The organism is Pseudomonas sp. JAI115, assembly GCF_014200835.1.
GTDB classification, from domain to species: Bacteria; Pseudomonadota; Gammaproteobacteria; order Pseudomonadales; family Pseudomonadaceae; genus Aquipseudomonas; species Aquipseudomonas putida_A.
The window spans coordinates 1,075,191-1,101,248 of record NZ_JACHCY010000001.1 but is presented as its reverse complement, the minus strand read 5'-3'; the positions used below and the strand labels follow the sequence as shown (position 1 = coordinate 1,101,248).

General features: G+C 59.3%; 21 protein-coding genes. 11 read left to right on the top strand and 10 right to left on the bottom strand.

Annotated elements, in window-relative coordinates; translation table 11 throughout:
- Positions 1-301: 301 nt before the first annotated feature.
- Positions 302-2,194 (top strand): penicillin-binding protein 2, encoded by a 1,893-nt coding sequence (gene mrdA / locus HDC30_RS05040; RefSeq protein WP_150369307.1) that lies wholly within the window; start codon positions 302-304, stop codon positions 2,192-2,194.
- Between the two features lie 67 nt (positions 2,195-2,261).
- Here the strand turns inward: mrdA and HDC30_RS05035 are convergent, their stop codons facing one another.
- From HDC30_RS05035 to HDC30_RS05015, 5 genes are all read right to left on the bottom strand, one after another.
- A complete protein-coding gene (locus tag HDC30_RS05035) occupies positions 2,262-2,933 on the bottom strand; it encodes a hypothetical protein (RefSeq protein WP_183781273.1) in 672 nt (223 codons plus the stop codon).
- A gap of 78 nt (positions 2,934-3,011) precedes the next feature.
- On the bottom strand, positions 3,012-3,218 hold the full coding sequence (locus HDC30_RS05030; RefSeq protein ID WP_003226632.1) for a helix-turn-helix transcriptional regulator: 207 nt from the start codon (positions 3,216-3,218) through the stop codon (positions 3,012-3,014).
- A gap of 9 nt (positions 3,219-3,227) precedes the next feature.
- The gene (locus HDC30_RS05025; protein ID WP_095140016.1) at positions 3,228-3,833 is read right to left on the bottom strand and encodes a DUF2975 domain-containing protein; all 606 of its coding nucleotides are present in this window, start codon (positions 3,831-3,833) and stop codon (positions 3,228-3,230) included.
- A 219-nt stretch (positions 3,834-4,052) separates the two neighbouring features.
- Complete coding sequence (locus HDC30_RS05020) at positions 4,053-4,457, bottom strand: lysozyme inhibitor LprI family protein (RefSeq protein ID WP_183781270.1); 405 nt, start codon at positions 4,455-4,457, stop codon at positions 4,053-4,055.
- A gap of 56 nt (positions 4,458-4,513) precedes the next feature.
- Positions 4,514-5,434, bottom strand: coding sequence for an ADP-ribosylglycohydrolase family protein (locus HDC30_RS05015; RefSeq protein WP_183781267.1), 921 nt, complete (start codon positions 5,432-5,434; stop codon positions 4,514-4,516).
- 197 nt (positions 5,435-5,631) lie between these two features.
- Between HDC30_RS05015 and HDC30_RS05010 the strand changes: the two genes are divergently transcribed.
- On the top strand, positions 5,632-6,120 hold the full coding sequence (locus HDC30_RS05010) for an SRPBCC family protein (RefSeq protein WP_183781264.1): 489 nt from the start codon (positions 5,632-5,634) through the stop codon (positions 6,118-6,120).
- Positions 6,107-6,928: an aminoglycoside phosphotransferase family protein gene (locus HDC30_RS05005; protein ID WP_183781261.1), complete on the top strand. Its 822-nt coding sequence runs from the start codon at positions 6,107-6,109 to the stop codon at positions 6,926-6,928. Before HDC30_RS05010 ends, HDC30_RS05005 begins: the two co-directional genes overlap by 14 nt.
- A gap of 361 nt (positions 6,929-7,289) precedes the next feature.
- Here HDC30_RS05005 and acnA read toward each other — a convergent pair whose 3' ends face one another.
- On the bottom strand, positions 7,290-10,031 hold the full coding sequence (acnA, locus tag HDC30_RS05000; protein WP_183781258.1) for an aconitate hydratase AcnA: 2,742 nt from the start codon (positions 10,029-10,031) through the stop codon (positions 7,290-7,292).
- Between the two features lie 222 nt (positions 10,032-10,253).
- On the opposite strand from acnA, the gene rlmM reads away from it, so the two are divergent.
- Both rlmM and tusA read left to right on the top strand, forming a co-directional pair.
- Positions 10,254-11,327: a 23S rRNA (cytidine(2498)-2'-O)-methyltransferase RlmM gene (gene rlmM, locus HDC30_RS04995; RefSeq protein ID WP_096797183.1), complete on the top strand. Its 1,074-nt coding sequence runs from the start codon at positions 10,254-10,256 to the stop codon at positions 11,325-11,327.
- A gap of 115 nt (positions 11,328-11,442) precedes the next feature.
- Positions 11,443-11,694, top strand: a complete 252-nt coding sequence (gene tusA, locus HDC30_RS04990) for a sulfurtransferase TusA (protein ID WP_003226616.1) — start codon at positions 11,443-11,445, stop codon at positions 11,692-11,694.
- A 138-nt stretch (positions 11,695-11,832) separates the two neighbouring features.
- Here tusA and HDC30_RS04985 read toward each other — a convergent pair whose 3' ends face one another.
- Positions 11,833-13,242 carry an MATE family efflux transporter gene (locus HDC30_RS04985; protein ID WP_183781255.1) on the bottom strand — a complete coding sequence of 470 codons (1,410 nt, stop codon included), beginning with the start codon at positions 13,240-13,242 and terminating at the stop codon, positions 11,833-11,835.
- A 171-nt stretch (positions 13,243-13,413) separates the two neighbouring features.
- Here HDC30_RS04985 and pdxB point away from each other — a divergent pair, with 171 nt between their 5' ends.
- Entirely contained in the window at positions 13,414-14,556 is a 1,143-nt protein-coding gene (gene pdxB, locus HDC30_RS04980) for a 4-phosphoerythronate dehydrogenase PdxB (protein WP_183781253.1), read from the top strand.
- Between the two features lie 78 nt (positions 14,557-14,634).
- On the opposite strand, the gene HDC30_RS04975 is transcribed toward pdxB, so the two are convergent.
- Positions 14,635-14,814, bottom strand: a complete 180-nt coding sequence (locus tag HDC30_RS04975; RefSeq protein ID WP_027611439.1) for a PA1571 family protein — start codon at positions 14,812-14,814, stop codon at positions 14,635-14,637.
- A 256-nt stretch (positions 14,815-15,070) separates the two neighbouring features.
- Here HDC30_RS04975 and HDC30_RS04970 point away from each other — a divergent pair, with 256 nt between their 5' ends.
- A complete protein-coding gene (locus HDC30_RS04970) occupies positions 15,071-16,849 on the top strand; it encodes an ABC transporter transmembrane domain-containing protein (RefSeq protein ID WP_183781250.1) in 1,779 nt (592 codons plus the stop codon).
- Positions 16,850-16,934: 85 nt separating this feature from the next.
- On the opposite strand, the gene HDC30_RS04965 is transcribed toward HDC30_RS04970, so the two are convergent.
- Complete coding sequence (locus tag HDC30_RS04965) at positions 16,935-18,863, bottom strand: transglycosylase SLT domain-containing protein (RefSeq protein ID WP_183781247.1); 1,929 nt, start codon at positions 18,861-18,863, stop codon at positions 16,935-16,937.
- A gap of 214 nt (positions 18,864-19,077) precedes the next feature.
- Between HDC30_RS04965 and HDC30_RS04960 the strand changes: the two genes are divergently transcribed.
- Positions 19,078-21,000 (top strand): ATP-binding cassette domain-containing protein, encoded by a 1,923-nt coding sequence (locus HDC30_RS04960; protein ID WP_166497692.1) that lies wholly within the window; start codon positions 19,078-19,080, stop codon positions 20,998-21,000.
- 173 nt (positions 21,001-21,173) lie between these two features.
- On the opposite strand, the gene HDC30_RS04955 is transcribed toward HDC30_RS04960, so the two are convergent.
- Complete coding sequence (locus HDC30_RS04955) at positions 21,174-21,611, bottom strand: universal stress protein (RefSeq protein ID WP_027611443.1); 438 nt, start codon at positions 21,609-21,611, stop codon at positions 21,174-21,176.
- A 103-nt stretch (positions 21,612-21,714) separates the two neighbouring features.
- On the opposite strand from HDC30_RS04955, the gene HDC30_RS04950 reads away from it, so the two are divergent.
- The 3 genes from HDC30_RS04950 to fadA all read left to right on the top strand — a co-directional run bounded on the left by HDC30_RS04950 (position 21,715) and on the right by fadA (position 26,032).
- Complete coding sequence (locus tag HDC30_RS04950; protein WP_183781244.1) at positions 21,715-22,152, top strand: hypothetical protein; 438 nt, start codon at positions 21,715-21,717, stop codon at positions 22,150-22,152.
- A 527-nt stretch (positions 22,153-22,679) separates the two neighbouring features.
- Positions 22,680-24,827 (top strand): fatty acid oxidation complex subunit alpha FadB, encoded by a 2,148-nt coding sequence (fadB, locus tag HDC30_RS04945; protein WP_027611445.1) that lies wholly within the window; start codon positions 22,680-22,682, stop codon positions 24,825-24,827.
- Positions 24,828-24,856: 29 nt separating this feature from the next.
- Complete coding sequence (gene fadA, locus HDC30_RS04940; RefSeq protein ID WP_047600135.1) at positions 24,857-26,032, top strand: acetyl-CoA C-acyltransferase FadA; 1,176 nt, start codon at positions 24,857-24,859, stop codon at positions 26,030-26,032.
- Positions 26,033-26,058 lie beyond the last annotated feature (26 nt).

Here is a 26,058-nt window from a genome sequence, read left to right as displayed (position 1 = left end):
GTGAAACGATGCATCGCCGATGGTAGTGTGGGGTTTCCCCATGTGAGAGTAGGTCATCGTCAAGATTAAATTCCGAAACCCCAATTGCGAAAGCAGTTGGGGTTTTGTTTTGCCCGCAGGAAAGTGCTTCTCTCGCCAGAGTCAGACGGCACGAGAGTTCCAACCGTCGCCGGGACTGCCATTAGGGAAAATCCTTCTGAAGTGACCACTCGGTTTTTGGTATGGTGCAGCTCGTTTTTTAACGGACTGATGTCATGCCCACGGATCGGCACTCAATTTATGTCAAAGAGTTGCTGTAGAAATGCCTGAACCCATCCCGATCAAGGATCACGAAAAAGAGACGCGTCTGGTCAACAAGCGGTTGATCGCCTGCGCTCTGTTCGTCTTTGCTATCAGCTGCGCGCTGGTGGTGCGCCTGTACATCCTGCAAGTGGTTGAATACGACTACCACTCGACTATCTCTGAAAACAACCGCGTGCACGTCTTGCCGATTCCGCCGACAAGAGGCCTGATCTACGATCGCAATGGTGTGCTGCTCGCTGATAACCGTCCCAGTTACAACCTGATCATTACCCGCGAACGCGCCACTGATGTTAATCAGGAGCTGGACGAGGTAATTAATCTGCTGCATTTACCCGCCGAAGATCGTACGGTTTTCGATAAGGCCCTGAAGCAGTCCCGTCACCCATTCACCCCGGTGACACTGTTCTACGAGCTGACGGAGGAACAAATCGCCGTGTTGGCGGTTAACGAGTTCCGTTTGCCTGGCCTCGATGTCGAGCCGCAGTTCGTTCGGCATTACCCGTTGGGGGCGCACTTCGCGCATTCGATCGGCTACGTTGGCCGGATCAACGAAAAAGAATCCAAGACCCTCGATTCGGTTGAATATCGTGGCACACAATCCATCGGTAAAACCGGCATTGAACGCTTCTACGAAGCGCAGCTGCACGGCCACGTCGGTTATGAAGAGGTAGAAACCAACGCCCAAGGCCGCGTGCTGCGAGTGCTCAAGCACACCGATCCAGTGCCTGGCAAAAACATTGTTCTGAGTCTCGATGTCAAACTGCAGGAGGCTGCCGAAGCCGCGCTGGGCGATCGTCGTGGGTCGGTGGTCGCGCTTGATCCATCCACGGGTGAAGTGCTGGCCATGGTCAGCAATCCGAGTTTCGACCCGAACCTGTTCGTGACCGGTATCAGCTCCAAGGAGTACTCGGCGCTACGCGATTCCATCGACCGCCCGCTGTTCAACCGTGTGTTGCGCGGCCTTTATGCGCCGGGTTCGACCATCAAGCCGGAAGTGGCAATCGCCGGCCTCGATGCCGGTGTCGTGACGCCGCAGACCCGCGTCTTCGACCCAGGCTACTACCAACTCCCGGATTTCGATCACAAGTACCGCAACTGGAACCACAGTGGCGATGGCTGGGTGGACATGGACGCGGCGATCATGCGCTCCAACGACACCTACTTCTACGACCTGGCACACAAGCTCGGCATCGATCGTCTGCACGACTATATGGCGATGTTCGGCCTCGGCGAAAAAGTCTCGCTGGACATGTTCGAAGAGTCGCCCGGTTTGATGCCATCTCAGGCCTGGAAACGTGCCACACGTCGTCAGGCGTGGTTCCCTGGGGAAACGGTGATTCTGGGTATCGGCCAGGGTTATATGCAGGTTACGCCGTTGCAACTGGCTCAGGCCACCGCGCTGATTGCCAACAAGGGCGTATGGAATCGCCCGCACCTGGCGAAAACGGTCGATGGCGTGGCACCGGTCGACGAGCATCCGATGCCGAATATCCTGCTGAAAAACCCGCGTGACTGGGATCAGGTCAACCACGGCATGCAGATGGTGATGCACGATGCCCGGGGTATCGCGCGCGCCGCAGCGGCAGGAGCGCAGTATCGCATTGCCGGTAAGAGTGGTACCGCGCAAGTGGTAGCGATCAAGCAAGGCGAGCGCTACAACCGGGAGAAAACTCTTGAGCGCCATCGCGACAACGCCTTGTTTGTTGGTTTCGCTCCGGCGGAGCACCCGAAAATCGCCATCTCGGTGATGATCGAAAACGGTGAGGCCGGTGGTCGAGTGGCCGGGCCTGTGGTGCGGCAGATCATGGACGCCTGGTTACTGGACCAGGACGGCCACCTCAAGCCGCAATACGCGGCGCCGGCCAAGCCGCCGGGTGATCCCCACGTCTAACGGAGTCAGCTTCACAGCACCGCCTCACGCCGGCTGAGCTGTGAAGCTCTTACGTTTGGGCAACTGACTACTTGCAGCTGTAACCCTCGGGCATCGTGACGCTGTAGTTGCGTTGCATGCGATCCTGGAAGTTCAAATTCTGCAGGCCCTGCTCGACCAGAAACGCTTCGACCTTGGCGGCCTGACAGTCCTCGTTATAAGACGACGCCCGCAGCAGATACACCGTGCGCTTGCTCGCTTCATCCCGGGCGGTGGCAATGAACGTACTGAGGGTTGTGTAGCCGATACGCTCTGAAGTTCCCACCGGGCCATAGGTCGTATTGGGCTTACTGGTGCAGGTCAGTCGGTCATCTTTCTTCTTGGCGTTCTTGCACACGGTCGTAGTGCTGGTCGGCACTTGCCCATAGTCGGTGGCGGTATAGCGGTAAGACACTTGCCGGCTGCCGATATCGAGAGTAATGATCATTTTGATCGGCGCGTGATTCCTGGGCAGGCTGGCGTCGGTATAAACCTCCTGAAAGCCTCTGTCTTTCAGTGCGTTGACCATGTCGCGAAGATAGTAGCGGGCATTCAGTGCGTTCTCATCGGCGCCGTTGGCCGAGGTCACCAGCACGGTTGCCTTTCGATCGAACTGATAGTCCGGATCAGGTATTGCGTTGAGTGCTACGTCTATTTGCGTGGCGCAGCCGCCAAGCAACGCGGTCAGCATTAATAGGACGCAGAACAAATAACGGGACATGACAAAGACGCCTTGCAACTAAGGATTGAATAAAAGTTAAACGGATGAGGGGGCGATAAATAAACCGCCGCCAGCGGGCTAGTCTTTCTGGTATTCCAGCAGATCGCCAGGCTGGCAATCGAGCGCAGCGCAGAGCTTGTCCAGAGTTGCCATCTTCACGCCTTTGACTTTGCCGTTTTTGAGCAATGACAGATTCGCCTCGGTGATCCCGAGCAGGGCGGCTAACTCTTTTGAACGAATTTTTTGCGTGGCCATGACTACGTCAAGGCGGACAATAATGGTCATTATATTGTTCTATATGTATTGGCTTTGCTCATCGCTGAGTACTTTTGCGTCACGCATGATAATTGAAAAAATACAGAGTAATACGCCTTTGATTATTTCGTAGGCAGAAGCGGAAGACATGCCGATCGAGAACTGGAAAATCCGATCCCCCGGCGGCAGATCTATCGACAACGCCAGACCTTGCAAGGTCTCTATTAGCGGGTAGGTTGCCGGAGAAACGATGCAGAGCACGCCTACTCGCCAGAGAACCCTGATGTTGCGGTCGGTCCAGGTTTCGCCGCGCGACAAGCGCAAAAAGAACAAACCGGTCAGCCATAACGCGTAAGCCGACAGGACCACGGGCAGGAAATCCAGAAAGACGATCAGCGCCGTGACCGTTGATGACAGCCAGGTGTCGGGATCAAGCAGTGCACCTTCGACAAACGGGTCAAGCAATTGCGGCGAGCCCTCAGCAAAGGCATAGAGCAGGCCCGCCAGCATTTCATCCTTTTTGAAGAACCAGATCGTTGCGTTGCCGCCGACCTCCGTTACCCCCAGAACCCAGACGAGAATTGCTGCCAGCAGCCCTATCCAATGCATGCGCTGCAGCGCCAATCCGTTGATGTGAGTACTCATGAAAATTCCTGGTTGCTACAATTTGGTAGCGAATTCTCGATGATAAATTATCTAATTACAATAATTAATTTTTGATTTTGATGCTTGAGCATCCTCTTCTAATCCGGCGCCGTATGGTCGCTCGCATGGTGCGGGGAGTCGGTAGGCTGGCCAGCGCGCGACAGGTGTTTCAAGTGTGGAATCAACAAACCTGTTGGCAAAACTGAAACTCCTGCAACATCAGGCCCCTGGCACCGGGCAACTCATGTCACCTTCCTGACACTTCAAATACTGCTTCAGCGCCTCGACCCGCACCTTTGTCACCTCGGTCAGGCAATTGCTGTAAATCAATGGATAAACACTCCCGCCGTCCACACCGGACGCGGAAAACTTGCATTCGGCATCACGAAAGCCGATCCACGCCCGCTGCGCGCTCACCAGAAGCTTTTTGCTGTCGGCGTTGTCCTTCAAACGACTGGTGATCTGCTGATACACCGCGTTCAGCTGCTTGTCCGCTGCCTTGAATTCCTGCCCGGCGCACTGGTTCATGGTGGCCTGATCGCTGGCGTTGGCGCAGTCGACGGCCGCGTGGGCGAGAGGCGTGAACAGGACGGGTGTCAGGGCCAGGAGCAGGCGTTGGAACATGGTTAATCTCACTGTGTCGGATGAAAGTGCAGAGCAGTTTAGCGGCTGTGGTGCTTCTATTCAGGAACGCGCAGTCGGGAGGCTTCGAGCAGGCGATCCGCTGTGGCTGCAATCTCCTCGCCGTCATGAAGTATTTCCAGCCAGTGAGCAGGAATCGCCCGAACGCCATAATAGGCCCCGGCCAATTGACCGACGATCGCGGCAGTGGTGTCAGCATCATCGCCGAGGTTGGCGGCTTGCAGAATCGCCGCTGTAAAACTGTCGGTGTGATGAAAACACCACAGCGCGGCTTCCAACGACTCAACGCTGTAGCCGCTGCCACGGATATCATTGACTGATTTGGCCAGATAATCTCCCCGAGCAATCGCGGCAACTTTAGGCTCAGTGAAAGCTGAGCGCGGCAGCCTGCACAGTTCGTTTTTGCAGGTACCGAACAGCGCGTTGGCGATCAGTTCGGCAAACAATTGACAGCATTCGATGGCTTCAGGGGCCGCGTGGGTTGTCCGCGAACTGTCGCTGGCGAACTGGCGAATCTGCTGGACGTCAGGGAAGAAAAACAGCACCACCGGCGCCAAACGCATGAGCGAGCCGTTGCCGGCGGTAAACGGGTCGGTTGACCCGGCAAAGGGCTGACCGGTTTGCTGATACTGCGACAGTGCCTGACTGACGGTCATTCCAATATCGAAACAATCCCCCGTCGAGCTGAGATATCCCCACCGCCACCAGTTCAGATAGCGTCCCATCTGGTCCGCCGCATCGAATGTGTTTTTGCTCAGAAGACTCTCCGCCAGGCACAGCGCCATCGAGGTGTCATCCGTCCATTGTCCGGGCTTCAAGTGAAAGGGGCCACCGCCGACCATGTCCGTCAGCGGCTGGAATGAGCCTCGTGGCTTGAACTCCACCGTGGTGCCGACGGCGTCGCCGCAAGCGAGACCGAGCAGAGCGCCGCGATAACGTTCGGATAGAGATGGCTGCATGCTTCGTCCTTGTTTGTTTCCATTTCGCTGGAAAAGGTAACAGGTTCAGCGAGAGGGTTGCGTCAGTCATTCACTCATTCAACGATCGGAAATGCCGCCGAATGTTTCCTTTGGACTGAACAGGTGCAGCCCTTTGATACAACTTCAGGTTGGACATGTGGTCATACAAGCCTACTGTTCAAAACAGGAGGTGACTTATGAAGCCGGTACCCAATAGTTTCGAACGCAAAATCACGCTGAAGGCGCCGCGTTCTTATGTCTGGCGCGCATTGGTTGATGCCGAGGCGTTTGGCCAGTGGTTTGGTGTAGCGCTGGAGGGCAGGCGGTTCATTGCCGGGGAATGGACGCAAGGGCAGGTCACCTATCCAGGTTATGAGCATGTGTTGTGGAACGTGCTCGTCGAGCGGGTCGAGCCACAGCAGTTGTTTTCGTTTCGCTGGCACCCCTACGCAGTCAATCCAAAGATCGACTATTCACAGGAGCCGACGACGCTGGTCAAGTTCGAGCTGCAGGATTACGAGGGCGGCACTTTGCTCAAAGTGTCCGAGTCCGGCTTCGCGCACATTCCCGATGTACGACAGAAGGAGGCGTATTACATGGACAGCCGTGGCTGGGAGGAACAGCTGAGTCGACTTGAACAGTTTCTCGCCGAAAGCGCGAAGGCGCGCGAGCGTGACGGTGACTGACTGCGCAATCTTCGAACCCTGGTTGCAACGCTGGGCGCTGGTGCCGGACGGTGAGCCGATCATCACCCCCGGCAGCCGTCTGTTGCCGGTGCGTTTTGGCGAAACGCCGGCCATGCTCAAGGTTGCGCTGGATACCGACGAGCAATTCGGCAATCGACTGATGACTTGGTGGGACGGTGAGGGCGCAGCGCAGGTGCTGGCCCATCACGAGGAAGGTTTGTTGCTGGAACGGGCCATGGGCCGGCGTTCGTTGATGCACATGGCGCTCAACGGTGAAGACGACGAAGCCACGCAGATCATGTGCACGACACTAGCGCGCTTGCATGCGCCGCGCCCGACGCCGCCACCGCCGCTGGTGGAGCTGGCACCGTGGTTCGCCTCGCTGCGCGTGGCCGCGGCCGAACATGGCGGGACCTATGCCCTGAGCCTGCGAGCGGCTGAAGCCTTGCTCGCAGATCCGCAGGACGTGGTGGTGCTGCACGGTGACATGCACCACGACAATGTTCTCGATTTCGCTGCACACGGCTGGCTCGCTATTGATCCCAAACGAATACGCGGCGAGCGCGGTTATGACTACGCCAACCTGATCTGCAACCCGGACTTGCCGACGGCTGGCGATTCACAGCGATTGCGCCGGCAGGTTGAGGTGATCGTCGAGGCGTCCGGGCTTGATCGCCGACGCTTGCTGCAATGGGTGCTGGCGTTTGCCGGATTGTCGGCCGCCTGGTTCCTGGAGGACGATGCGCAGCAACAGGCTGCCCAACAGCTGCAGGTCGCGCAAATCGCCGCTTGCCTGCTGGATGACTGAGAGGGCTAAGGGTTTTCGGAAGGGCTGGTATAGCGAATGTCTTACACGCGGTGGTAGCTTTTGCGACTATTGCCGATTGGATCCACGGCGTAATCTACACCCATCAACTGAGACACAGGGAGTGTTTCAGGATCACGGATGATCGACCATAGCAAGGATCGCTGCCGACAGGGAGTCGATAATGGTCTTGGGAAAAACCCGCTTCGGCGGGTTTTTTTTCGCCTGTACAAAAGCGCTGAAGGCTTGTGTCGAGCACCTGTAGCGAGGGGATTTATCCCCGATGGGTAGCGAAGCGACCTCAAAAAAGGGCCTGCTGCGCAGTCCATCGGGGATGAATCCCCTCACCACAGGAATCAAGCAATCAAGAGGCGATCAGCTGCCGCAACACGTAGTGCAGAATCCCGCCGGACTTGAAGTACTCCACCTCATTCAATGTATCAATGCGGCACAGCACCTCGATTTTCTCCTGGCGCCCGTCTTCACGGGTGATCACCAGCGTCAGGTTCATGCGCGGGGTCAGCTCGACACCGGTCAGGCCCTGAATATCCAGGGTTTCCTTGCCGGTGAGGTTCAGGCTCTTGCGGTTCTGATCGAGCTTGAACTGCAGCGGCAACACGCCCATGCCCACCAGGTTGGAACGGTGGATACGCTCGAAGCTTTCAGCGATCACCGCTTTGACGCCCAGCAGGTTGGTGCCTTTGGCCGCCCAGTCACGGCTGGAGCCGGTACCGTATTCCTGACCGGCGATCACCACCAGCGGCGTGCCCGAGGCCTGATACAGCATGGCGGCATCATAAATCGGCATTTTCTCGCCGCTCGGGATGTAGATTGTGTTGCCACCTTCTTCGCCGCCGAGCATCTCGTTACGAATGCGGATGTTGGCGAATGTGCCGCGCATCATCACTTCGTGGTTGCCACGCCGTGAGCCATAGGAGTTGAAGTCCCGCGGCTCCACGCCTTTTTCGCGCAGATAGCGCCCGGCCGGACTGTCAGCTTTGATGTTACCTGCAGGGGAGATGTGGTCAGTGGTTACCGAATCGCCCAACAGCGCCAGAACCCGCGCGCCCTTGACGTCGGTGATCACCGGCAACGGTCCGGAAATGTCGTCGAAGAACGGTGGATGCTGGATGTAGGTCGAATCGTCCTGCCACACATAGGTGGCGGCCTGCGGCACCTGGATCGCTTGCCATTGCTCGTCGCCGGCAAACACTTCGGCGTATTCCTTTTGGAACATCGCGGTGTTCACCTGATTCACCGCCTCGGCGATTTCCTTGCTGCTCGGCCAGATGTCGCGCAGGTAAACCGGATTGCCTTGCTGGTCGTTACCCAGCGGTTCAGTGCTGATGTCGGTGCGCACGCTGCCGGCCAAGGCGTAGGCGACCACCAGCGGTGGCGAGGCCAGCCAGTTGGTCTTGACCAGCGGATGCACCCGGCCTTCGAAGTTGCGGTTGCCGGAGAGCACCGACGCCACGGTGAGGTCGGCTTTCTGAATGGCTTTTTCGATCGGCTCCGGCAACGGCCCGGAGTTGCCGATACAGGTGGTGCAGCCATAACCGACCAACGAGAACCCGAGTTGATCAAGGTATTGCGTCAGCCCCGCCGCCTTGTAGTAGTCGGTGACCACTTTCGAACCGGGTGCCAGCGAACTCTTCACCCACGGCTTGCGGGTCAGGCCTTTCTCCACGGCTTTTTTCGCTAGCAGACCGGCCGCCATCATCACGCTCGGGTTTGAGGTGTTGGTGCAGGAGGTGATCGCGGCAATCACCACCGCGCCGTTTTTCAGGCGATAGGTGTGGCCTTCGTATTCGTACTCGGTTTCGCCGACCAGATCGGCGTTGCCCACGGCCACGCCACCACCACCCTCGCTTTCCAGGCGACCTTCTTCCTTGCTGGTGGGCTTGAATTGCAGGTCCATGAAGTCACTGAAGGCCTGCGCCACGTTCGGCAGCGAAACCCGATCCTGCGGGCGCTTTGGCCCGGCCAGGCTGGCTTCGACGCTGCCCATGTCCAGCGCCAGGCTGTCGGTAAACACCGGTTCCTGACCGGGAAGGCGCCACAGGCCTTGGGCCTTGGAGTAGGCCTCGACCAGTTTCACCACTTCGGCCGGGCGACCAGACAAGCGCAGGTATTCGAGGGTTACGTCATCGACCGGGAAGAAGCCGCAGGTCGCGCCGTATTCCGGGGCCATGTTGGCGATGGTCGCGCGGTCGGCCAGTGGCAGATCGGCGAGACCGTCACCGTAGAATTCGACGAATTTGCCGACCACCCCTTTTTTGCGCAGCATCTGCGTGACGGTCAGCACCAGGTCGGTGGCGGTGATGCCTTCCTTGAGTTTGCCGGTGAGTTTGAAACCGATCACTTCCGGAATCAGCATCGACACCGGTTGGCCGAGCATCGCGGCTTCCGCCTCGATCCCGCCGACGCCCCAGCCAAGTACGCCGAGGCCGTTGATCATGGTGGTGTGGGAGTCGGTGCCGACCAACGTGTCGGGAAAGGCGTAGGTGCGGCCGTCCTCATCCTTGGTCCATACCGTGCGCCCGAGGTATTCGAGGTTGACCTGGTGGCAGATCCCGGTACCCGGCGGCACCACGCTGAAGTTGTCGAAGGCGCTCTGACCCCAGCGCAGGAACGCATAACGCTCGCCGTTGCGCTGCATCTCTATGTCGACGTTCTGTTCGAAGGCGCTCGGGGTGGCGAATTTGTCGACCATCACCGAGTGGTCGATCACCAGATCCACCGGCGACAGCGGGTTGATTCGCTGCGGATCACCGCCGGCCTTGGCCATGGCGGCGCGCATCGCGGCGAGATCCACCACCGCAGGTACACCGGTAAAATCTTGCATCAATACCCGAGCCGGGCGGTACTGGATTTCCCGGTCGGAGCGGCGCTCCTTGAGCCAGGCAGCGATGGCCTTGAGGTCGGCGCCAGTGACAGTTTTTTCATCTTCCCAGCGCAGCAGGTTTTCCAGCAGGACTTTCAGCGACATCGGTAGCTGGTCGATATTGCCAAGGCTCTTGGCGGCATCGGGCAGGCTGAAATAGTGGTAGGTCTTATCGTCGATTTGTAGAGTTTTAAGGGTCTTCAGACTATCGAGGGACGGCATTACGATCACTCCTTTGAATCCGCACGGCTACGGATTGAGGGGACGGGCAGAGCTATCAACGTAGCCCTGTTTTCAGTAGCTGGCTAATAACTGGACTCTATGGGCAAGTCCAAGGTTCCGACATCGGCTATCATGCGCCGGTTTTCGTGACAGGCTTTGCTTCACCGCAAGGCTTGAGCAGCGTGCAGGGGCCGAATGTCCGCCCTCTGCCCAGGAGTAAGAATGAACACCCTATTCATGCATTGCCGGCCAGGCTTCGAAGGCGAAGTCTGTTCGGAGATTTCCGACCTCGCCGCCCAACTCAACGTCGCCGGTTACGCCAAGGCCAAACCGGCCACCGCGTACGCCGAGTTTGTCTGCACCGAAGCAGACGGTGCCGAGCGCCTGATGCGCGGCCAACGCTTCGCCGAGCTGATTTTCCCGCGGCAATGGGCGCGCGGCGTCTTCATCAATCTGCCGGAAACCGACCGTATCAGCGTGATCCTCGAGCACATGGCGGACTTCCCGGTCTGCGGCAGCCTGTGGCTGGAAGTGGTCGACACCAACGACGGTAAAGAGCTGTCGAACTTCTGCAAGAAATTCGAAGGCCCGCTGCGCAAGGCGCTGACCGGTGCCGGTAAACTGGTGGACGACGCGAGCAAACCGCGCCTGCTGCTGACCTTCAAAAGTGGTCGCGAAGTGTTCCTCGGCATGGCGGATGCCGGCAACTCGGCGATGTGGCCGATGGGCATTCCGCGCCTGAAGTTTCCGCGCGAGGCACCCAGCCGTTCGACCTTGAAGCTGGAGGAGGCCTGGCACCACTTCATCCCGCGTGATCAGTGGGACGAGCGCCTGCACAGCGACATGACCGGCGTCGATCTCGGCGCAGCACCGGGCGGCTGGACCTGGCAATTGGTCAACCGTGGCATGCTGGTGACCGCCATCGACAACGGCCCGATGGCTGAAAGTCTGATGGACACCGGGCTGGTGCAGCACTTGATGGCCGACGGCTTCACCTTCAAGCCCAAGCAGCCGGTGGACTGGATGGTCTGCGACATCGTCGAGAAGCCGGCGCGTAACGCGGCGATGCTTGAAGAATGGATCGGCGAGGGCCACTGCCGCGAAGCGGTGGTCAACCTCAAACTGCCGATGAAACAGCGCTATGCCGAAGTGAAGCGCTTGCTCGAACGCATCGCCGATGGCTTCAAGGCGCGCGGGATCAAGGTCGATATTGGTTGCAAGCAGCTGTATCACGACCGCGAGGAAGTGACCTGCCATTTGCGTCGGCATGACATCAAGAAAGCCAAATCCCGCTAAGTCACCACTAAACCCTGTGGAAATGATCTCTGTGGTGAGGGGATAAATCCCCTCGCTACAGATGACTGAGCCCCCGGCAATGCGCGACAATGCCGGCCAGTTTCAGGAGTGAATCATGAGTGAAATGATCGATACCCCGGTAGACGGCACCCTCGACGCCACCGGCCTCAATTGCCCGGAGCCGGTGATGATGCTGCACCAGCACATCCGTGACCTGGTACCTGGCGGCCTGCTCAAGGTGATTGCCACCGATCCCTCGACCCGTCGCGACATTCCCAAGTTCTGCGTGTTTCTCGACCACGAACTGGTGGGCCAGCACGAAGAGGCTGGTACTTATCTGTACTGGATCCGCAAGAAACAAGCCTGACCCTCAGGCAAACGCAAAACCCAATGTGGGAGCGGGCTTGCTCGCGAAAGCGGTGTGTCAGTCACTGTAAATGTCGACTGAAACACCACTTTCGCGAGCAAGCCCGCTCCCACATTTTTTTTATCCTGCGTAAGGGTTTTAGCCGGCGCTGCGACTGATCCGAATACGTTTGCGCGCGCTGCGGGTCAGGCGGATCGACAGCATGAGTGCCGCGCAGCTCAAACCGACGATCAAACCCTGCCACAAGCCGCTCGGGCCACGCGGTTCGCCGAGCCAGTCGGTCAGGCCAAGGGCGTAGCCCACCGGCAGGCCGATGCCCCAGTAGGCGAACAGGGTCAGGATCATCGTCACCCGGGTGTCCTGATAACCGCGCAGAGCGCCGGCAGCCGTCACTTGGATCGCATCGGAAAACTGAAACAGCGCCGAGTACACAATCAGCATCGCCGCGATGTGGATCACCGTCGGATCAGCCGTATAGATCGACGCAATCGGCTCGCGCAGCAACAGCATCATGCTCGCCGAAATACAGGCGTAGGCCAGCGCAGTCCCCATGCCGACACCGGCGGCAAAGCGTGCTTCACGCGGCTCTTCACGGCCCAGTGCCTGGCCGACGCGTACGGTCACCGCCATGCCCAGCGAATACGGAATCATGAACACCAGCGAGCTGACGTTCAGCGCGATCTGATGCCCGGCCACCACGGTGGCGCCGAGGCTGCCGATCAGCAGGGCGATCACCGCAAAGATGCTCGACTCGGCAAAAACGGCGATGCCAATTGGCAGACCGATTGCCAGCAGACGCTTGATCACCGCCCATTGTGGCCAGTCGAAGCGGCTGAAGATTTCACTTGAACGATAGGCCGGCGCCCAGCGCTCGTAACCGGCCAGCCCCAGCGCCATGACCCACATCACGATTGCCGTGGCCCAACCGCAACCCACGCCGCCCATGGCCGGCACGCCGAAGTGACCATAGATGAAGATGTAGTTCAGCGGAATGTTCAGCGCCAGACCGCACAGCCCCAGCACCATCGCCGGGCGAGTGCGGCCGATGCCGTCACTGGTGCAGCGCAGCACGTGATAGAACGCCACCGCTGGCAGACCGCTGGCAATGCCGTGCAGGTATTGCATGCACGGGCCGATCAGCTCGGGATCGACCTTCATCAGGTGCAGCACCGGTTCGGCGGCGACCAGCATCGCTGTCGCGATCAGGCCCACCACCAGCCCAAGCCACAGCGCCTGACGCACGATCGGGCCGATTTCGCTGTGGGTGCCAGCGCCAAAACGCTGGGCGACTTTCGGCGTGGTGGCCAGCAGGGTGCCGGTCATCAGCAGAAACACCGGGACCCAGATCGAGTTGCCCAGCGCTACCGCCGCCAGATCTTTCGGCCCGACACGGCCGGCCATCACCGCATCGACGAAGCCCATCGCGGTAGTCGCCAGTTGCGCGATGATGATCGGCAAGGCCAGGGCGAGCAGGTTCCTGAACTCCAGGCGAATTCGCGCGGGGCGGGTGAGTGAGGCAGCGAGAGGTTGATCAGTAACAGAATTCACAGGCAAAGCGTCCACAGGTGTTGATGCGCAAGGCGCCGCATTCTACGCCGCTGACGTGACAGTCAGGAAAAATCCTCTGTTGCGGATTTGTAATCATCGATGCCATCCACTGTGGCGCTGGCCCAACGGTGGATCTGCACCTAAACTGCCGATCCCCTCAAGGAGCCCGCCATGCTGATTGTTGCCGACGAAAATATTCCGCTGCTCGATGCCTTTTTTGCCGGTTTCGGCGAGATCCGCCGGGTGCCGGGCCGTTCCATCGATCGTGCAACGGTCGAGCAGGCCGATGTGTTGCTGGTGCGCTCGGTGACCAACGTCAACCGCGCGTTGCTTGAAGGCAGCAAAGTGCGTTTCGTCGGCACCTGCACCATTGGTACCGATCACCTCGATCTCGATTATTTCAACGAGGCCGGCATCAGCTGGTCCAGCGCGCCTGGTTGCAATGCGCGGGGCGTGGTCGATTACGTGCTGGGCAGCCTGATGACTTTGGCGGAAATTGAAGGCGTAGATCTGCCACAACGTACTTACGGCGTCATCGGTGCCGGTGAAGTCGGCGGCCGGTTGATCAAGGTCCTCAAGGGCCTGGGCTGGAATGTCAAAGTTTGCGATCCGCCGCGTCAGGCAGCCGAGGGCGGCGATTACGTCAGCCTCGAGCAGATCATCGAGCAGTGCGACGTGATCAGCCTGCACACGCCGCTGACCCGTACCGGCGAAGGCGCGACTTGGCATCTGTTTGACGAACAGCGTTTGCAACAGCTCCAACCCGGCACCTGGCTGATCAATGCCGCGCGTGGCCCGGTGGTGGATAACGCTGCGTTGCGCAAAGTGCTGCTTGCGCGTGAAGACCTGCAAGCGGTGCTCGACGTCTGGGAAGCCGAGCCTGAAGTCGATGTCGCCCTCGCCGAACTCTGCGTGCTCGCCACGCCGCACATTGCCGGTTACAGCCTCGATGGCAAACAGCGCGGGACGGCGCAGATTTATCAGGCTTATTGCGCATTTATCGGTCAACTGCCGAGCATCCAGCTCAGTGACTTGTTGCCGGCATCCTGGCTGTCAGAAGTGACCCTGCACGCCGACAGCGATCCGGCCTGGGCGCTGGCGATGCTGTGCCGCGGGGTGTACGACCCGCGCCGTGATGACGCGGATTTTCGTCGCAGTCTTGTAGGCAATGTCACTGAACAGCGTGCGGCCTTCGATGTGTTGCGCAAGCAGTATCCGTTGCGGCGCGAGATCGAGGGGCTGAAGGTGCGGATCGACGGTGATTCGCCGCAGTTGCAACAGATTGTGTCGGCGCTGGGGGCGGTGGCTGTCTGAAAATCCCTGCGCAGAACAAAACGGCAGGCAGAAAAAACCCGGCCAAACAGGGGCCGGGTCAGGAAGACGGTGGCTATATCACTTTTGTTCGGCAGGCTTGACCAATCGCTTCTCCAGTTCGCGGCACGCGTCCTGGATCATGTCTTCAGTGATCGGTACTTCACGCCCATCCTTGTCGATAATCGAGCAACCCAGAGGTTGGCCGGGCTTGGTGCGGATCACTTGAATCTTGTCATCGCTGCTGTGTTGCAAGGACATGGCCTGTCTCCTCATCAGGTTGTGCACGTAGATTAAAACCGCCACGTGACCAGGCTGTGACAACACCCTTGGGTCTGTCAAAAGCGGCACCTCCAGTCCAACAGAAATGACCGCTCGTCTCAACCGGGACATTAGACCAATAGCAACTATGGCCTAGTCTTTGGGGGCATATTTAACCTGACTCATTGTGATTTACAGAGTTCCGCCCCATAGAAGGTTTAGGCTAGCCCTTTCACCAACACGGATGTGTACCTGAATGATCTCGAAGCTTTCTTCCCGGCACCGTCGAGCGCTGAGCCTGACCAGCCGGTTTCTGGCGCCTTATCGTTGGCAAGTCGGCGCTGCGCTGCTGGCGTTGATCGTCACCGCGGCCGTCACTTTGTCGATGGGGCAGGGGATCAAATTGCTGGTCGATCGGGGCTTCATGACGCAGTCGCCGCACCAACTGAACCAGAGCATCGGTATCTTCATGCTGATGGTGCTGGGCCTGGCAGTCGGCACGTTCGCGCGTTTTTACTGGGTGTCGTGGATCGGTGAGCGCTGTGTGGCGGATATCCGGCGCGAGGTGTTCAACCATCTGGTGTATCTGCACCCTGGATTTTACGAAAACAACCGCAGTTCGGAGATTCAGTCCCGGCTGACTGCCGACACCACGTTGCTGCAATCGGTGATCGGCTCGTCACTGTCGATGTTTTTGCGCAACCTGTTGATGGTGATCGGCGGGGTGGTCCTGCTGTTTATCACCAACCCGAAACTCACCAGCATCGTGGTGATTGCCTTGCCGTTCGTGGTCGCGCCGATTCTGATTTTCGGTCGGCGCGTGCGCAATCTGTCGCGGTTGAGCCAGGATCGGGTCGCCGACATCGGCAGCTATGTTTCCGAGACCCTTGGCCAGATCAAGACCGTGCAGGCCTACAACCATCAGGTGCAGGACGAGCGGCGTTTTGCCACGACGGTCGAGGACGCGTTCGATACCGCGCGCAAGCGCATCTTTCAGCGCTCCTGGATGATCACCGTGGTGATCGTGCTGGTGCTCGGCGCGGTAGCGGTGATGTTGTGGGTCGGCGGCATGGACGTGATTGCCGGGCGCATTACCGGTGGTGAGCTGGCAGCATTCGTTTTCTACAGCCTGATCGTCGGCAGTGCGATCGGCACGTTGAGTGAAGTCATCGGCGAGTTGCAGCGTGCGGCGGGTGCCGCCGAGCGCATTGCGGAACTGCTCAGTTCGCAGAACATCATCCAGCCACCGAGCATCGGACTGGTGACATTGCCAGAACGGATCAAGGGCGAGCTGCAATTGCAGAATGTGCGTTTCTCCTACCCGTCACGTCCGGACAGCTACGCCGTCAACGGCTTGAGCCTGACCATCAGGGCCGGCGAGACCCTGGCCCTTGTCGGGCCATCCGGGGCCGGCAAGTCCACGGTGTATGACTTGCTGTTGCGCTTCTACGACCCGCTTGAAGGGCGGATTCTGATAGACGGTGTGCCGCTGACCAGCCTCGACCCGCTGGATCTGCGGCGCAATTTCGCCCTGGTCTCGCAATCGCCTGCGCTGTTTTTCGGCAGCGTCGAAGAGAATATTCGTTACGGCAATGCAGATGCGACGCTGGAACAGGTCAAGGAAGCGGCAAGAATTGCCCACGCCCATGACTTCATCGAGAAGATGCCCAATGGCTATCAGACCCACTTGGGGGACGCCGGCCTCGGACTTTCCGGCGGCCAGCGTCAACGCCTGGCGATTGCCCGCGCGTTGCTGGTGGATGCGCCGATTCTGCTGCTGGACGAAGCCACCAGCGCCCTCGATGCGCAGAGCGAGCACTTGATTCAGGAAGCGTTGCCAAGCCTGATGAAAAATCGCACCACATTGGTAATCGCGCATCGCCTGGCCACAGTGAAAAACGCCGACCGGATCGCCGTGATGGATCAGGGTAGCCTGGTGGCCATCGGTACCCATCAGGAACTGATCGTAAGCAATCCGCTGTATGCGCGGTTGGCAGCGCTGCAGTTCAACGACGGGCATGCAGTGGCGGTGTAGGAACTGCCGCAGATCTTTGCTGAAGACAAAAAAATGCCCGCATCGATTGATGCGGGCATTTTTCATTTCAGGTATTCAGCACCTGTCATTGATCGTCGAAATACCGTTCATGCCAATCCACCAGCGGTTGCGGCGAATTGAGCTTCTGCCCGTAGATCACCGAGTACGACAGCACGTTCTGCACGTACTGGCGGGTTTCGTCGAACGGGATGCTTTCCACCCACACATCGAAGCTCAGGTGATCGGCACCGCGCAGCCACTGGCGCACACGGCCGGGGCCGGCGTTGTAGGCGGCGGAGGCGAGCACGCGGTTGCCGTTGAACTGGCTGTGCACCTGGCTCAGGTAAGCGGCGCCGAGCTGGATGTTCTTGTCCGGATCAAGCACTTGCTGCGGCGAGGCCAGCGGGATGCTGAACTTGCGCGCGGTTTCCTTGGCAGTGCCGGGCATCAACTGCATCAGACCGCTGGCACCAACGCCGGAGCGGGCGTCGTCCATGAAGGCACTTTCCTGGCGGGTGATGGCGAACACCCAGCTTGAGTGCAGGCCGCGCGTCTTGGCTTCACGCACCAGGGTGTCGCGGTGGGCCATCGGGAAGCGGATATCCAGGTCGTCCCAGTATTGCGCCTGACTGATGGTGCGGATGGCCGGGAAATACCATTTCAGGTCGTAGGCCAGTTTGGCCTGAGCGACCATTTCGTCACGATTGAAATGGCGACTGACGTGATACCACTCGCGGCGACCGTCAACGATCTGCCCGCGCGCATGGAATTCCAGCGCGCGCCGCACGCCGGGAGTGTTACGCACCTTGTTGATGGTGGCTTGACTGAGTACCAGCGGCTTGTTCATCAGCGAGTAAGGCAGTTGCGAGCGGTCGGCAGCGAGGAAACCGTAGAAGTCGCGTTCCTTCGCCAGATTCTTGTACAGGGTCTGCGCTTCCGGGTTCTGCGGTTGCGCCAGTTCCAGGCTGCGGGCCTGCCAGTAACGCCAGCGGTTGGTGGTCGCCAGATCCTGTGGCAGACGACGAGTCAACTGATAGGCATCGTCCCAGCGTGCCAGGCGCAGCAGCAAACGCAGGCGCCATTCGGACACGGTGTTGTCACGCAGTTCCGGATCGTATGTGGTCATCACGTCCAGCGCGCGGCTGTCGAAACGCCGGGCCAGGGTCAGGCCGATTTCCCGGGCAATCGCGACTTTCTCGTCACGGGAGAAATGCATGCTGCTGGCGTATCCGTCGAGCAGGGCCATGGCCTTGTCCGGATCCTGACGGGCGAGGCGGCGCAGGCCGAGGCTGACCACGTCGGACATCGGCTCGTCGGCCGGGGTGAAGCGCGACGGCTGATTGAGCAGCTCGGGTTTCTGCGCCACATCTACCAGCAGCCGACCGCGCGGGGCGAGGGTGGTCAGGCCGTTGACCAGACTGTTGGCCAGTGGATAGTTGCGCGCCTGGGCGGCGAGTTTGGTGCGTTCCCAGCGTTTCTGTTCGGTCAACTGGCCGTCGGCGGCCCAGATGCCGAACAGCCCGTCACAGGCAGCCGGTTGCGATTTACCGGTCAGCCACAGTTTGTCGGCGTTGGCATAGCCCTCGGCCTTGTGGCCGCTGCTGATCTGGAACTGCGCATTGAGGCAGTCCAGTTCGGTGAAGTTGAGTTTAGGGTCGTAATATTTGGTGAAAGTAGCCCAGTCGCCACGGTCGGCGAGCCAGCGCAACCAGCGCAGCTTCATCCAGTTGGCCTGGGGCAGGTCGCCGTGCTCGGCGAGGAACTTCTCGATTTCGGCGTTGCTCGCGGTTTTCAGACGCGCGGTCAGTTCGTCGTAGGCCAGATACGGTTCCAGCGGGTAATCGGCGAGGGCCTGGCTATAACGGAAGTACGGGCCGGTATCGCCCTTGGCCAAGGCACGCTTGGCTTCATCGTAATACTGGCGTTGGGTGGACAGATCCACCGCCTGGGCGGATTGAGCGGCAGCGGCGGTAAGTAGCAAACAGGACAAGACACTGAAAAGGCGACTGCGCATGAGACATCCGGGCAGAGAAATCATGACAAGCACCGGCCGCGGCCAGCACTGAATTGTCTGTAGCTTAGCCTTTTGCCAGCAACGGGCGAAAGCTTTGCCAGTCTTGCAGCACAAGTTCGCAACAAATGTTGTGCAGAGTGCTTCGGCAGACAAATTGCCGGCCTGCTGAGGGGCTAACTCAGGTAGAATGCGCGCCCGGTTTTTGGAGAAGCTCATGACCCTGCTCAAATTCAGCGATGTGTCCCTTGCATTCGGCGCGATGCCGTTGTTGGACAAGGTGTCCTGGCAGATCGCCCGTGGTGAGCGGGTGTGCATCATCGGCCGCAACGGCACTGGCAAATCCAGCATGATGAAACTGGTCAAGGGCGACCAGAAGCCCGATGACGGCTCGGTGTGGCGTGCCCCCGGTCTGAAAATCGGTGAATTGCCGCAAGAATTGCCGGTGGCCGACGGGCGGACCGTATTCGACGTGGTTGCCGAAGGCCTCGACGGCGTTGGCGCCTTGCTCGCCGAATACCATCACCTGAGCCAGAACATCGTTACCGACGCCGATCTGGACAAGCTGATGCACGTTCAGCATGACCTCGAAGCTCGTGACGGCTGGCGCTTGCAGACCCTGGTCGACAGCACTCTGAGCCGCCTGCAACTGCCGGCCGACAAGACCCTCGCCGAGTTGTCCGGCGGCTGGCGCCGTCGCGTGCTGCTGGCGCAGGCGCTGGTCTCGGAACCGGATCTGCTGCTGCTCGACGAACCGACCAACCACCTGGACATCGGTGCGATTGCCTGGCTCGAAGAAGCCCTGAAGGATTTCCAGGGCGCCGTGCTGTTCATCACGCACGACCGTTCTTTCCTGCAGAACCTCGCCACGCGCATCCTCGAACTGGATCGCGGCGGCCTGATCGACTGGAACGGCGACTACGCCAGCTTCCTGGTGCACAAAGAAGCCGCGCTGGCCGCTGAAGAAACCGCCAACGCGCTGTTCGACAAGCGTCTGGCTCAGGAAGAAGTGTGGATCCGTCAGGGCATCAAGGCCCGTCGTACCCGTAACGAAGGCCGTGTGCGCGCCCTTAAAGCCCTGCGTGTCGAGCGCAGCGAGCGTCGCGAGCGTACCGGCAAGGCGAATATCCAGCTGGAAACTGCCGACAAGTCCGGCAAGCAAGTGATGGTGCTGGAAAATGTCAGCTTCCATCACCCGGACGGTCCGTACCTGATCAAGGACTTCTCGATGGTCCTGCAACGCGGCGACCGGATCGGCCTGCTCGGTGCCAACGGTACCGGCAAGACCACCTTGCTCAAACTGATGCTCAACGGTCTGCAACCGACCAGCGGCAAAGTGGAAGAGGGTACGCGCATCGACGTGGCCTATTTCGACCAGTTGCGCCATCAGCTGGATCTGGAAAAGACCGTGATCGACAACGTCGCCGAAGGTCGCGACTTCATCGATATCGACGGCCAGAGCCGCCACGTCCTGAGCTACCTCGGTGACTTCCTGTTCAGCCCGCAGCGTGCGCGCACGCCGGTCAAGGCGCTGTCCGGTGGCGAGCGTGCGCGTTTGCTGCTGGCCAAACTGTTCAGCAAACCGGCGAACCTGCTGGTCCTCGACGAACCGACCAACGACCTCGACGTGGAAACCCTCGAGCTGCTCGAAGAAGTGCTGCTGACCTTTAACGGCACTGTGCTGATGGTCAGTCACGACCGGGCGTTCCTCGACAACGTGGTCACCAGCACCTTGGTCTTCGAAGGTGAAGGTAAGGTGCGTGAATACGTCGGTGGCTATCAGGACTGGATCCGTCAGGGAGGTTCGCCGCGCCTGCTGGGCGTGACCGAGAGCAAGTCGGGCAAGGCTGATCTGAATTCGGCGGTGGTCACCGCTGAGCCCGCCGTGGTTGCCGCACCTGTCGCTGCCGCACCGGCAGCCAAGAAGAAACTGAGCTACAAGCTGCAGCGCGAACTGGAAGCGTTGCCGGGCGACATCGATGCCAAGGAGCAGCAGATCGCTGCGGTCGAGGCCGAGATGGCTGAAGCCGGCTTCTATCAGCGTCCGCCAGCAGAAACGGCCAAGGTGATTGCTTCGCTGGAGCAGTTGCAGGCTGAGCTGGATGCACTGGTGGAGCGTTGGGCCGAGCTGGATGCCTGATTGATCCGGTAACAAAAAAGCCCGACGCTCAGTGATGAGCGCCGGGCTTTTCATATACGGGTGGAGACCTAATGTGGGAGCGAGCCTGCTCGCGAATGCGGTATGTCATGCGGCATTAATGCTGATGTGCCGACGCCTTCGCGAGCAGGCTCGCTCCCACAATGATCAGTGTTTCAACGTTTGACCAGGTGTACCGCCAAAACATCGCAAGGCGCGCCGTGCAGCACGTCGTTGGCCGTGGAGCCCAGCAACAGTGCCAGACCGTGACGGCCATGGCTGCCGACCACGATAAGATCGCACGAGTTTTCCTTGGCGAAATGATGGATCTCCTGACGTGGCTGGCCATAGGTCAGGTGGCAATTGGCGCCTTCGAGCTCGGCATATTTGGCTTTCAGGCGCTCAAGACGCTCCTTGGCCTGATCGAACTGCTGCTGTTGCAGTTGTGACAGATCCATCGGCACATCGCCGCCGAACGCCATGGCCATCGGTTCGACGATATGCACCAGCGACAGCTTGGCGCCATTGCTCGCCGACAGCTCGCGGGCGCGGTGAATCACAGGGTCGCACTCTTCGGTCAGGTCTACGGCGACCAGGATATGGTTGTAGGGCATGAGGTGCTCCTCGTGACGGTTCAATATTGTTAAGTATGGCTGGTTTCAAGCGCATTGGTTCCAAAGTGACACAATGCGCTCACCTTAAGTCGGGAGTAGAGATATGACGGTCTGGTTGGTGGTGTCAATCCTGCTGGTGGTTTTGAGTCCACTGGCATGGTTGCGCCCATCGCGCGTGCAGAGCGGCCGGATGGCCCTGCGCATGGAGGCGCGGCGCATCGGGCTGGCCATGCAGCTGGCGCCTCAGGAGTGGCCGCACTGGCTGTCTCAGGAGCCGCCCAGCCCGTGCGCGCAATATCATCGGCCGCGGCGTGGCACCCAGCCGGCGTGCTGGACCTACTGGCAGAAATCGCCGGGGGTATGGGTCAATCAGTGGCAGGAAGTCTGCAAGGACCGGTTGCTGCTCGATCATTTCGAAAAGTTGCCGGGCAACGTGTTCAAGGTCGAGGCCGACAAGCAGATGATCGCGCTGTACTGGGGCGAGAAGGGCGAAGCCACGGTTTTGCAGGATATCGACGCGACTCTGAAAGCGCTGGCCTGACTCGCGGACTTTTCCCACTGCAAGGGTGGGGAGCGTCCGGCAGACGAGCAATAAAAAGCCCGACATGATTCATCGGGCGGGGTGGCCAGGCAGGCCGGTAACTGTTTTTATCGCTGATTTGGCTTTTCGCGGTCAGCGATTCTCCCTGTAGTCCAGCCAGCGTAGCCTGTTAAACAAGGCTCGCCGGGAATTAGGGCGACTTTTCTAACTATTGATTCTATGAATGGCTTTGCATGCAGCTGCGTGTTGCGGATCTGTGTGCAACGGAAATGACCACAAAGTCGCATTTCAACCCGTATTTTGGGCGATTGACAATTGTTGGAAATTCCGTGAAGGTGACGTACCCAAATCAAACGGGCGTATGAATTGAGCGTTTGTCTTACAGACTGCTCCTACAGAATCCCGACTATCGCGTTGGCGGGTGTGCCGGGTGGATTGGCGTCAGCATCGACGAAAAAGCGTCCTGCCGAGCCATTTACCTGCGTCCGACGTGTACTGTTCAGCTTCCATATCGTGGAGATCAGTTGATGATTTACGAAGGTAAAGCCATCACGGTTAAAGCTCTTGAAAGTGGCATCGTCGAATTGAAATTCGACCTCAAGGGTGAGTCCGTCAACAAGTTCAACCGTCTTACCCTGAACGAACTGCGTCAGGCCGTGGACACCATCAAGGCAGATGCTTCGATCAAGGGCGTGATCGTCAGCAGTGGCAAGGACGTGTTCATCGTCGGCGCCGACATCACCGAATTTGTCGACAACTTCAAGCTGCCGGATGCCGAGCTGGTTGCTGGCAATCTCGAAGCCAACAAGATCTTCAGCGATTTCGAAGACCTCAACGTTCCGACCGTGGCCGCGATCAACGGCATCGCCCTGGGTGGCGGTCTGGAAATGTGCCTGGCGGCGGACTACCGCGTCATGTCGACCAAGGCCAAGATCGGTCTGCCGGAAGTCAAACTGGGCATCTACCCAGGCTTCGGCGGCACCGTGCGTCTGCCGCGCCTGATTGGCGTCGATAACGCCATCGAATGGATTGCCGCCGGCAAGGAAAACCGTCCTGAAGATGCGCTGAAAGTCAGCGCCGTCGACGCCGTGGTTGCTCCAGAGAAGTTGCAGGAAGCTGCCCTTGAACTGATCAAGCGCGCCATCTCCGGCGAGTTCGATTACAAGGCCAAGCGTCAGCCAAAACTTGAAAAACTCAAGTTGAACGCCATTGAACAGATGATGGCTTTCGAAACCGCCAAAGGTTTCGTGGCAGGGCAGGCTGGTCCGAATTACCCGGCGCCGGTCGAAGCGATCAAGACCATCCAGAAAGCCGCGAACTTCGGTCGTGACAAGGCGCTGGAAGTCGAAGCCGCCGGTTTCGTCAAACTGGCCAAGACCTCTGCCGCGCAGAGCCTGATCGGTCTGTTCCTGAACGATCAGGAGCTGAAGAAAAAGGCCAAGGCCTACGACGAAATCGCCAAGGACGTGAAGCAGGCTGCCGTACTGGGCGCCGGCATCATGGGTGGCGGCATCGCTTATCAGTCGGCCTCCAAAGGTACGCCGATCCTGATGAAGGACATCAACGAGAACGGTATCGAGCAGGGGCTGGCCGAAGCCGCCAAACTGCTGGTTGGTCGCGTTGACAAAGGCCGCATGACCGCCGCGAAAATGGCTGAAGTGCTCAACGGCATTCGTCCGACCCTGTCCTACGGCGACTTCGGTCACGTCGATCTGGTTGTTGAAGCCGTGGTCGAGAACCCGAAGGTCAAGCAAGCTGTGCTGGCTGAAGTAGAAGACAAGGTCAAAGAGGACACCATCCTCGCGTCCAACACCTCGACCATTTCCATCAGCCTGCTGGCCAAGGCCCTCAAGCGTCCGGAAAACTTCGTCGGCATGCACTTCTTCAACCCGGTGCACATGATGCCGCTGGTGGAAGTGATCCGTGGCGAGAAGTCCAGCGAGCTGGCAATTGCCACTACCGTTGCCTACGCCAAGAAAATGGGCAAGAACCCGATCGTCGTCAACGACTGCCCGGGCTTCCTGGTCAACCGCGTTCTGTTCCCGTATTTCGGCGGTTTCGCCAAGCTGGTGAGCGCTGGTGTGGACTTCGTCCGCATCGACAAGGTCATGGAAAAATTTGGCTGGCCGATGGGCCCGGCGTACCTGATGGACGTGGTCGGCATCGACACCGGTCACCACGGTCGCGACGTGATGGCTGAAGGCTTCCCGGATCGCATGAAGGATGACCGTCGCTCGGCCATCGACGTGCTGTACGAGGCCAAGCGTCTGGGCCAGAAGAACGGCAAGGGCTTCTACGCCTACGAAGCCGACAAGAAAGGCAAGCAGAAGAAGGTTGCCGATCCGTCGGTGCTGGAAGTGCTCAAGCCGATCGTTTACGAGCAGCGCGAAGTCACTGACGAAGACATCATCAACTGGATGATGATCCCGCTGTGCCTGGAAACCGTGCGCTGCCTGGAAGACGGCATCGTTGAAACCGCCGCCGAAGCCGACATGGGTCTGGTCTACGGTATCGGTTTCCCTCCATTCCGTGGCGGTGCGCTGCGCTACATCGATTCGATCGGTGTGGCCGAGTTCGTTGCCCTGGCTGACCAGTACGCTGATTTGGGCGCGCTGTACCACCCGACCGCGAAGCTGCGCGAAATGGCCAAAAACGGCCAGAGCTTCTTCGGTTAAGCGCCCCCAACTAGAGTGAGAGTGAACTTATGAGCTTGAATCCTAGAGACGTCGTGATTGTCGACTTCGGTCGTACTCCGATGGGCCGCTCCAAGGGCGGCATGCACCGCAACACCCGCGCCGAAGACATGTCGGCGCACCTGATCAGCAAACTGCTGGAACGCAACGCCAAGGTCGATCCTGCTGAAGTCGAGGACGTGATTTGGGGCTGTGTGAACCAGACCCTGGAGCAGGGCTGGAACATCGCGCGCATGGCGTCGCTGATGACCCAGATTCCGCACACCTCGGCCGGCCAGACTGTCAGCCGTCTGTGCGGCTCGTCGATGAGCGCCCTGCACACTGCAGCGCAAGCGATCATGACCGGCAACGGTGACGTATTCGTGGTTGGCGGCGTCGAGCATATGGGCCACGTGAGCATGATGCACGGTGTCGATCCGAACCCGCACATGTCGCTGTACGCGGCGAAAGCCTCGGGCATGATGGGCCTCACCGCTGAAATGCTCGGCAAGATGCACGGCATCACTCGTGAGCAGCAGGATGCCTTTGGCGTGCGCTCCCACCAGCTCGCCCATAAAGCAACGGTGGAAGGCAAGTTCAAAGACGAAATCATCCCGATGCAGGGCTACGACGAAAACGGCTTCCTGAAGCTGTTCGACTACGACGAAACCATTCGTCCGGAAACCACCCTGGAAAGTCTGGCGGCCCTCAAACCTGCCTTCAATCCAAAAGGCGGCACCGTGACAGCCGGTACTTCGTCGCAGATCACCGATGGTGCTTCGTGCATGATCGTGATGTCGGCGCAGCGTGCACAGGATCTGGGGATCCAGCCGATGGCGGTGATCCGTTCGATGGCAGTGGCGGGTGTGGACCCGGCAATCATGGGCTATGGTCCAGTGCCGGCTACACAAAAAGCCCTGAAGCGTGCGGGCCTTGGCATCAACGATATCGACTTCTTCGAGCTCAACGAAGCTTTCGCTGCACAGGCCCTGCCAGTGCTGAAAGATCTGAAAGTGCTCGACAAGATGAACGAGAAGGTTAACCTGCACGGCGGCGCGATCGCCCTGGGTCACCCGTTCGGTTGCTCCGGTGCCCGTATTTCCGGCACCTTGCTGAACGTGATGAAGCAGAATGGCGGCACCTTCGGGGTGGCCACCATGTGCATTGGTCTCGGCCAAGGCATCTCCACCGTCTTCGAACGCGTTTAAGCGTCTCGTCGATGGAAGCCGGGGCC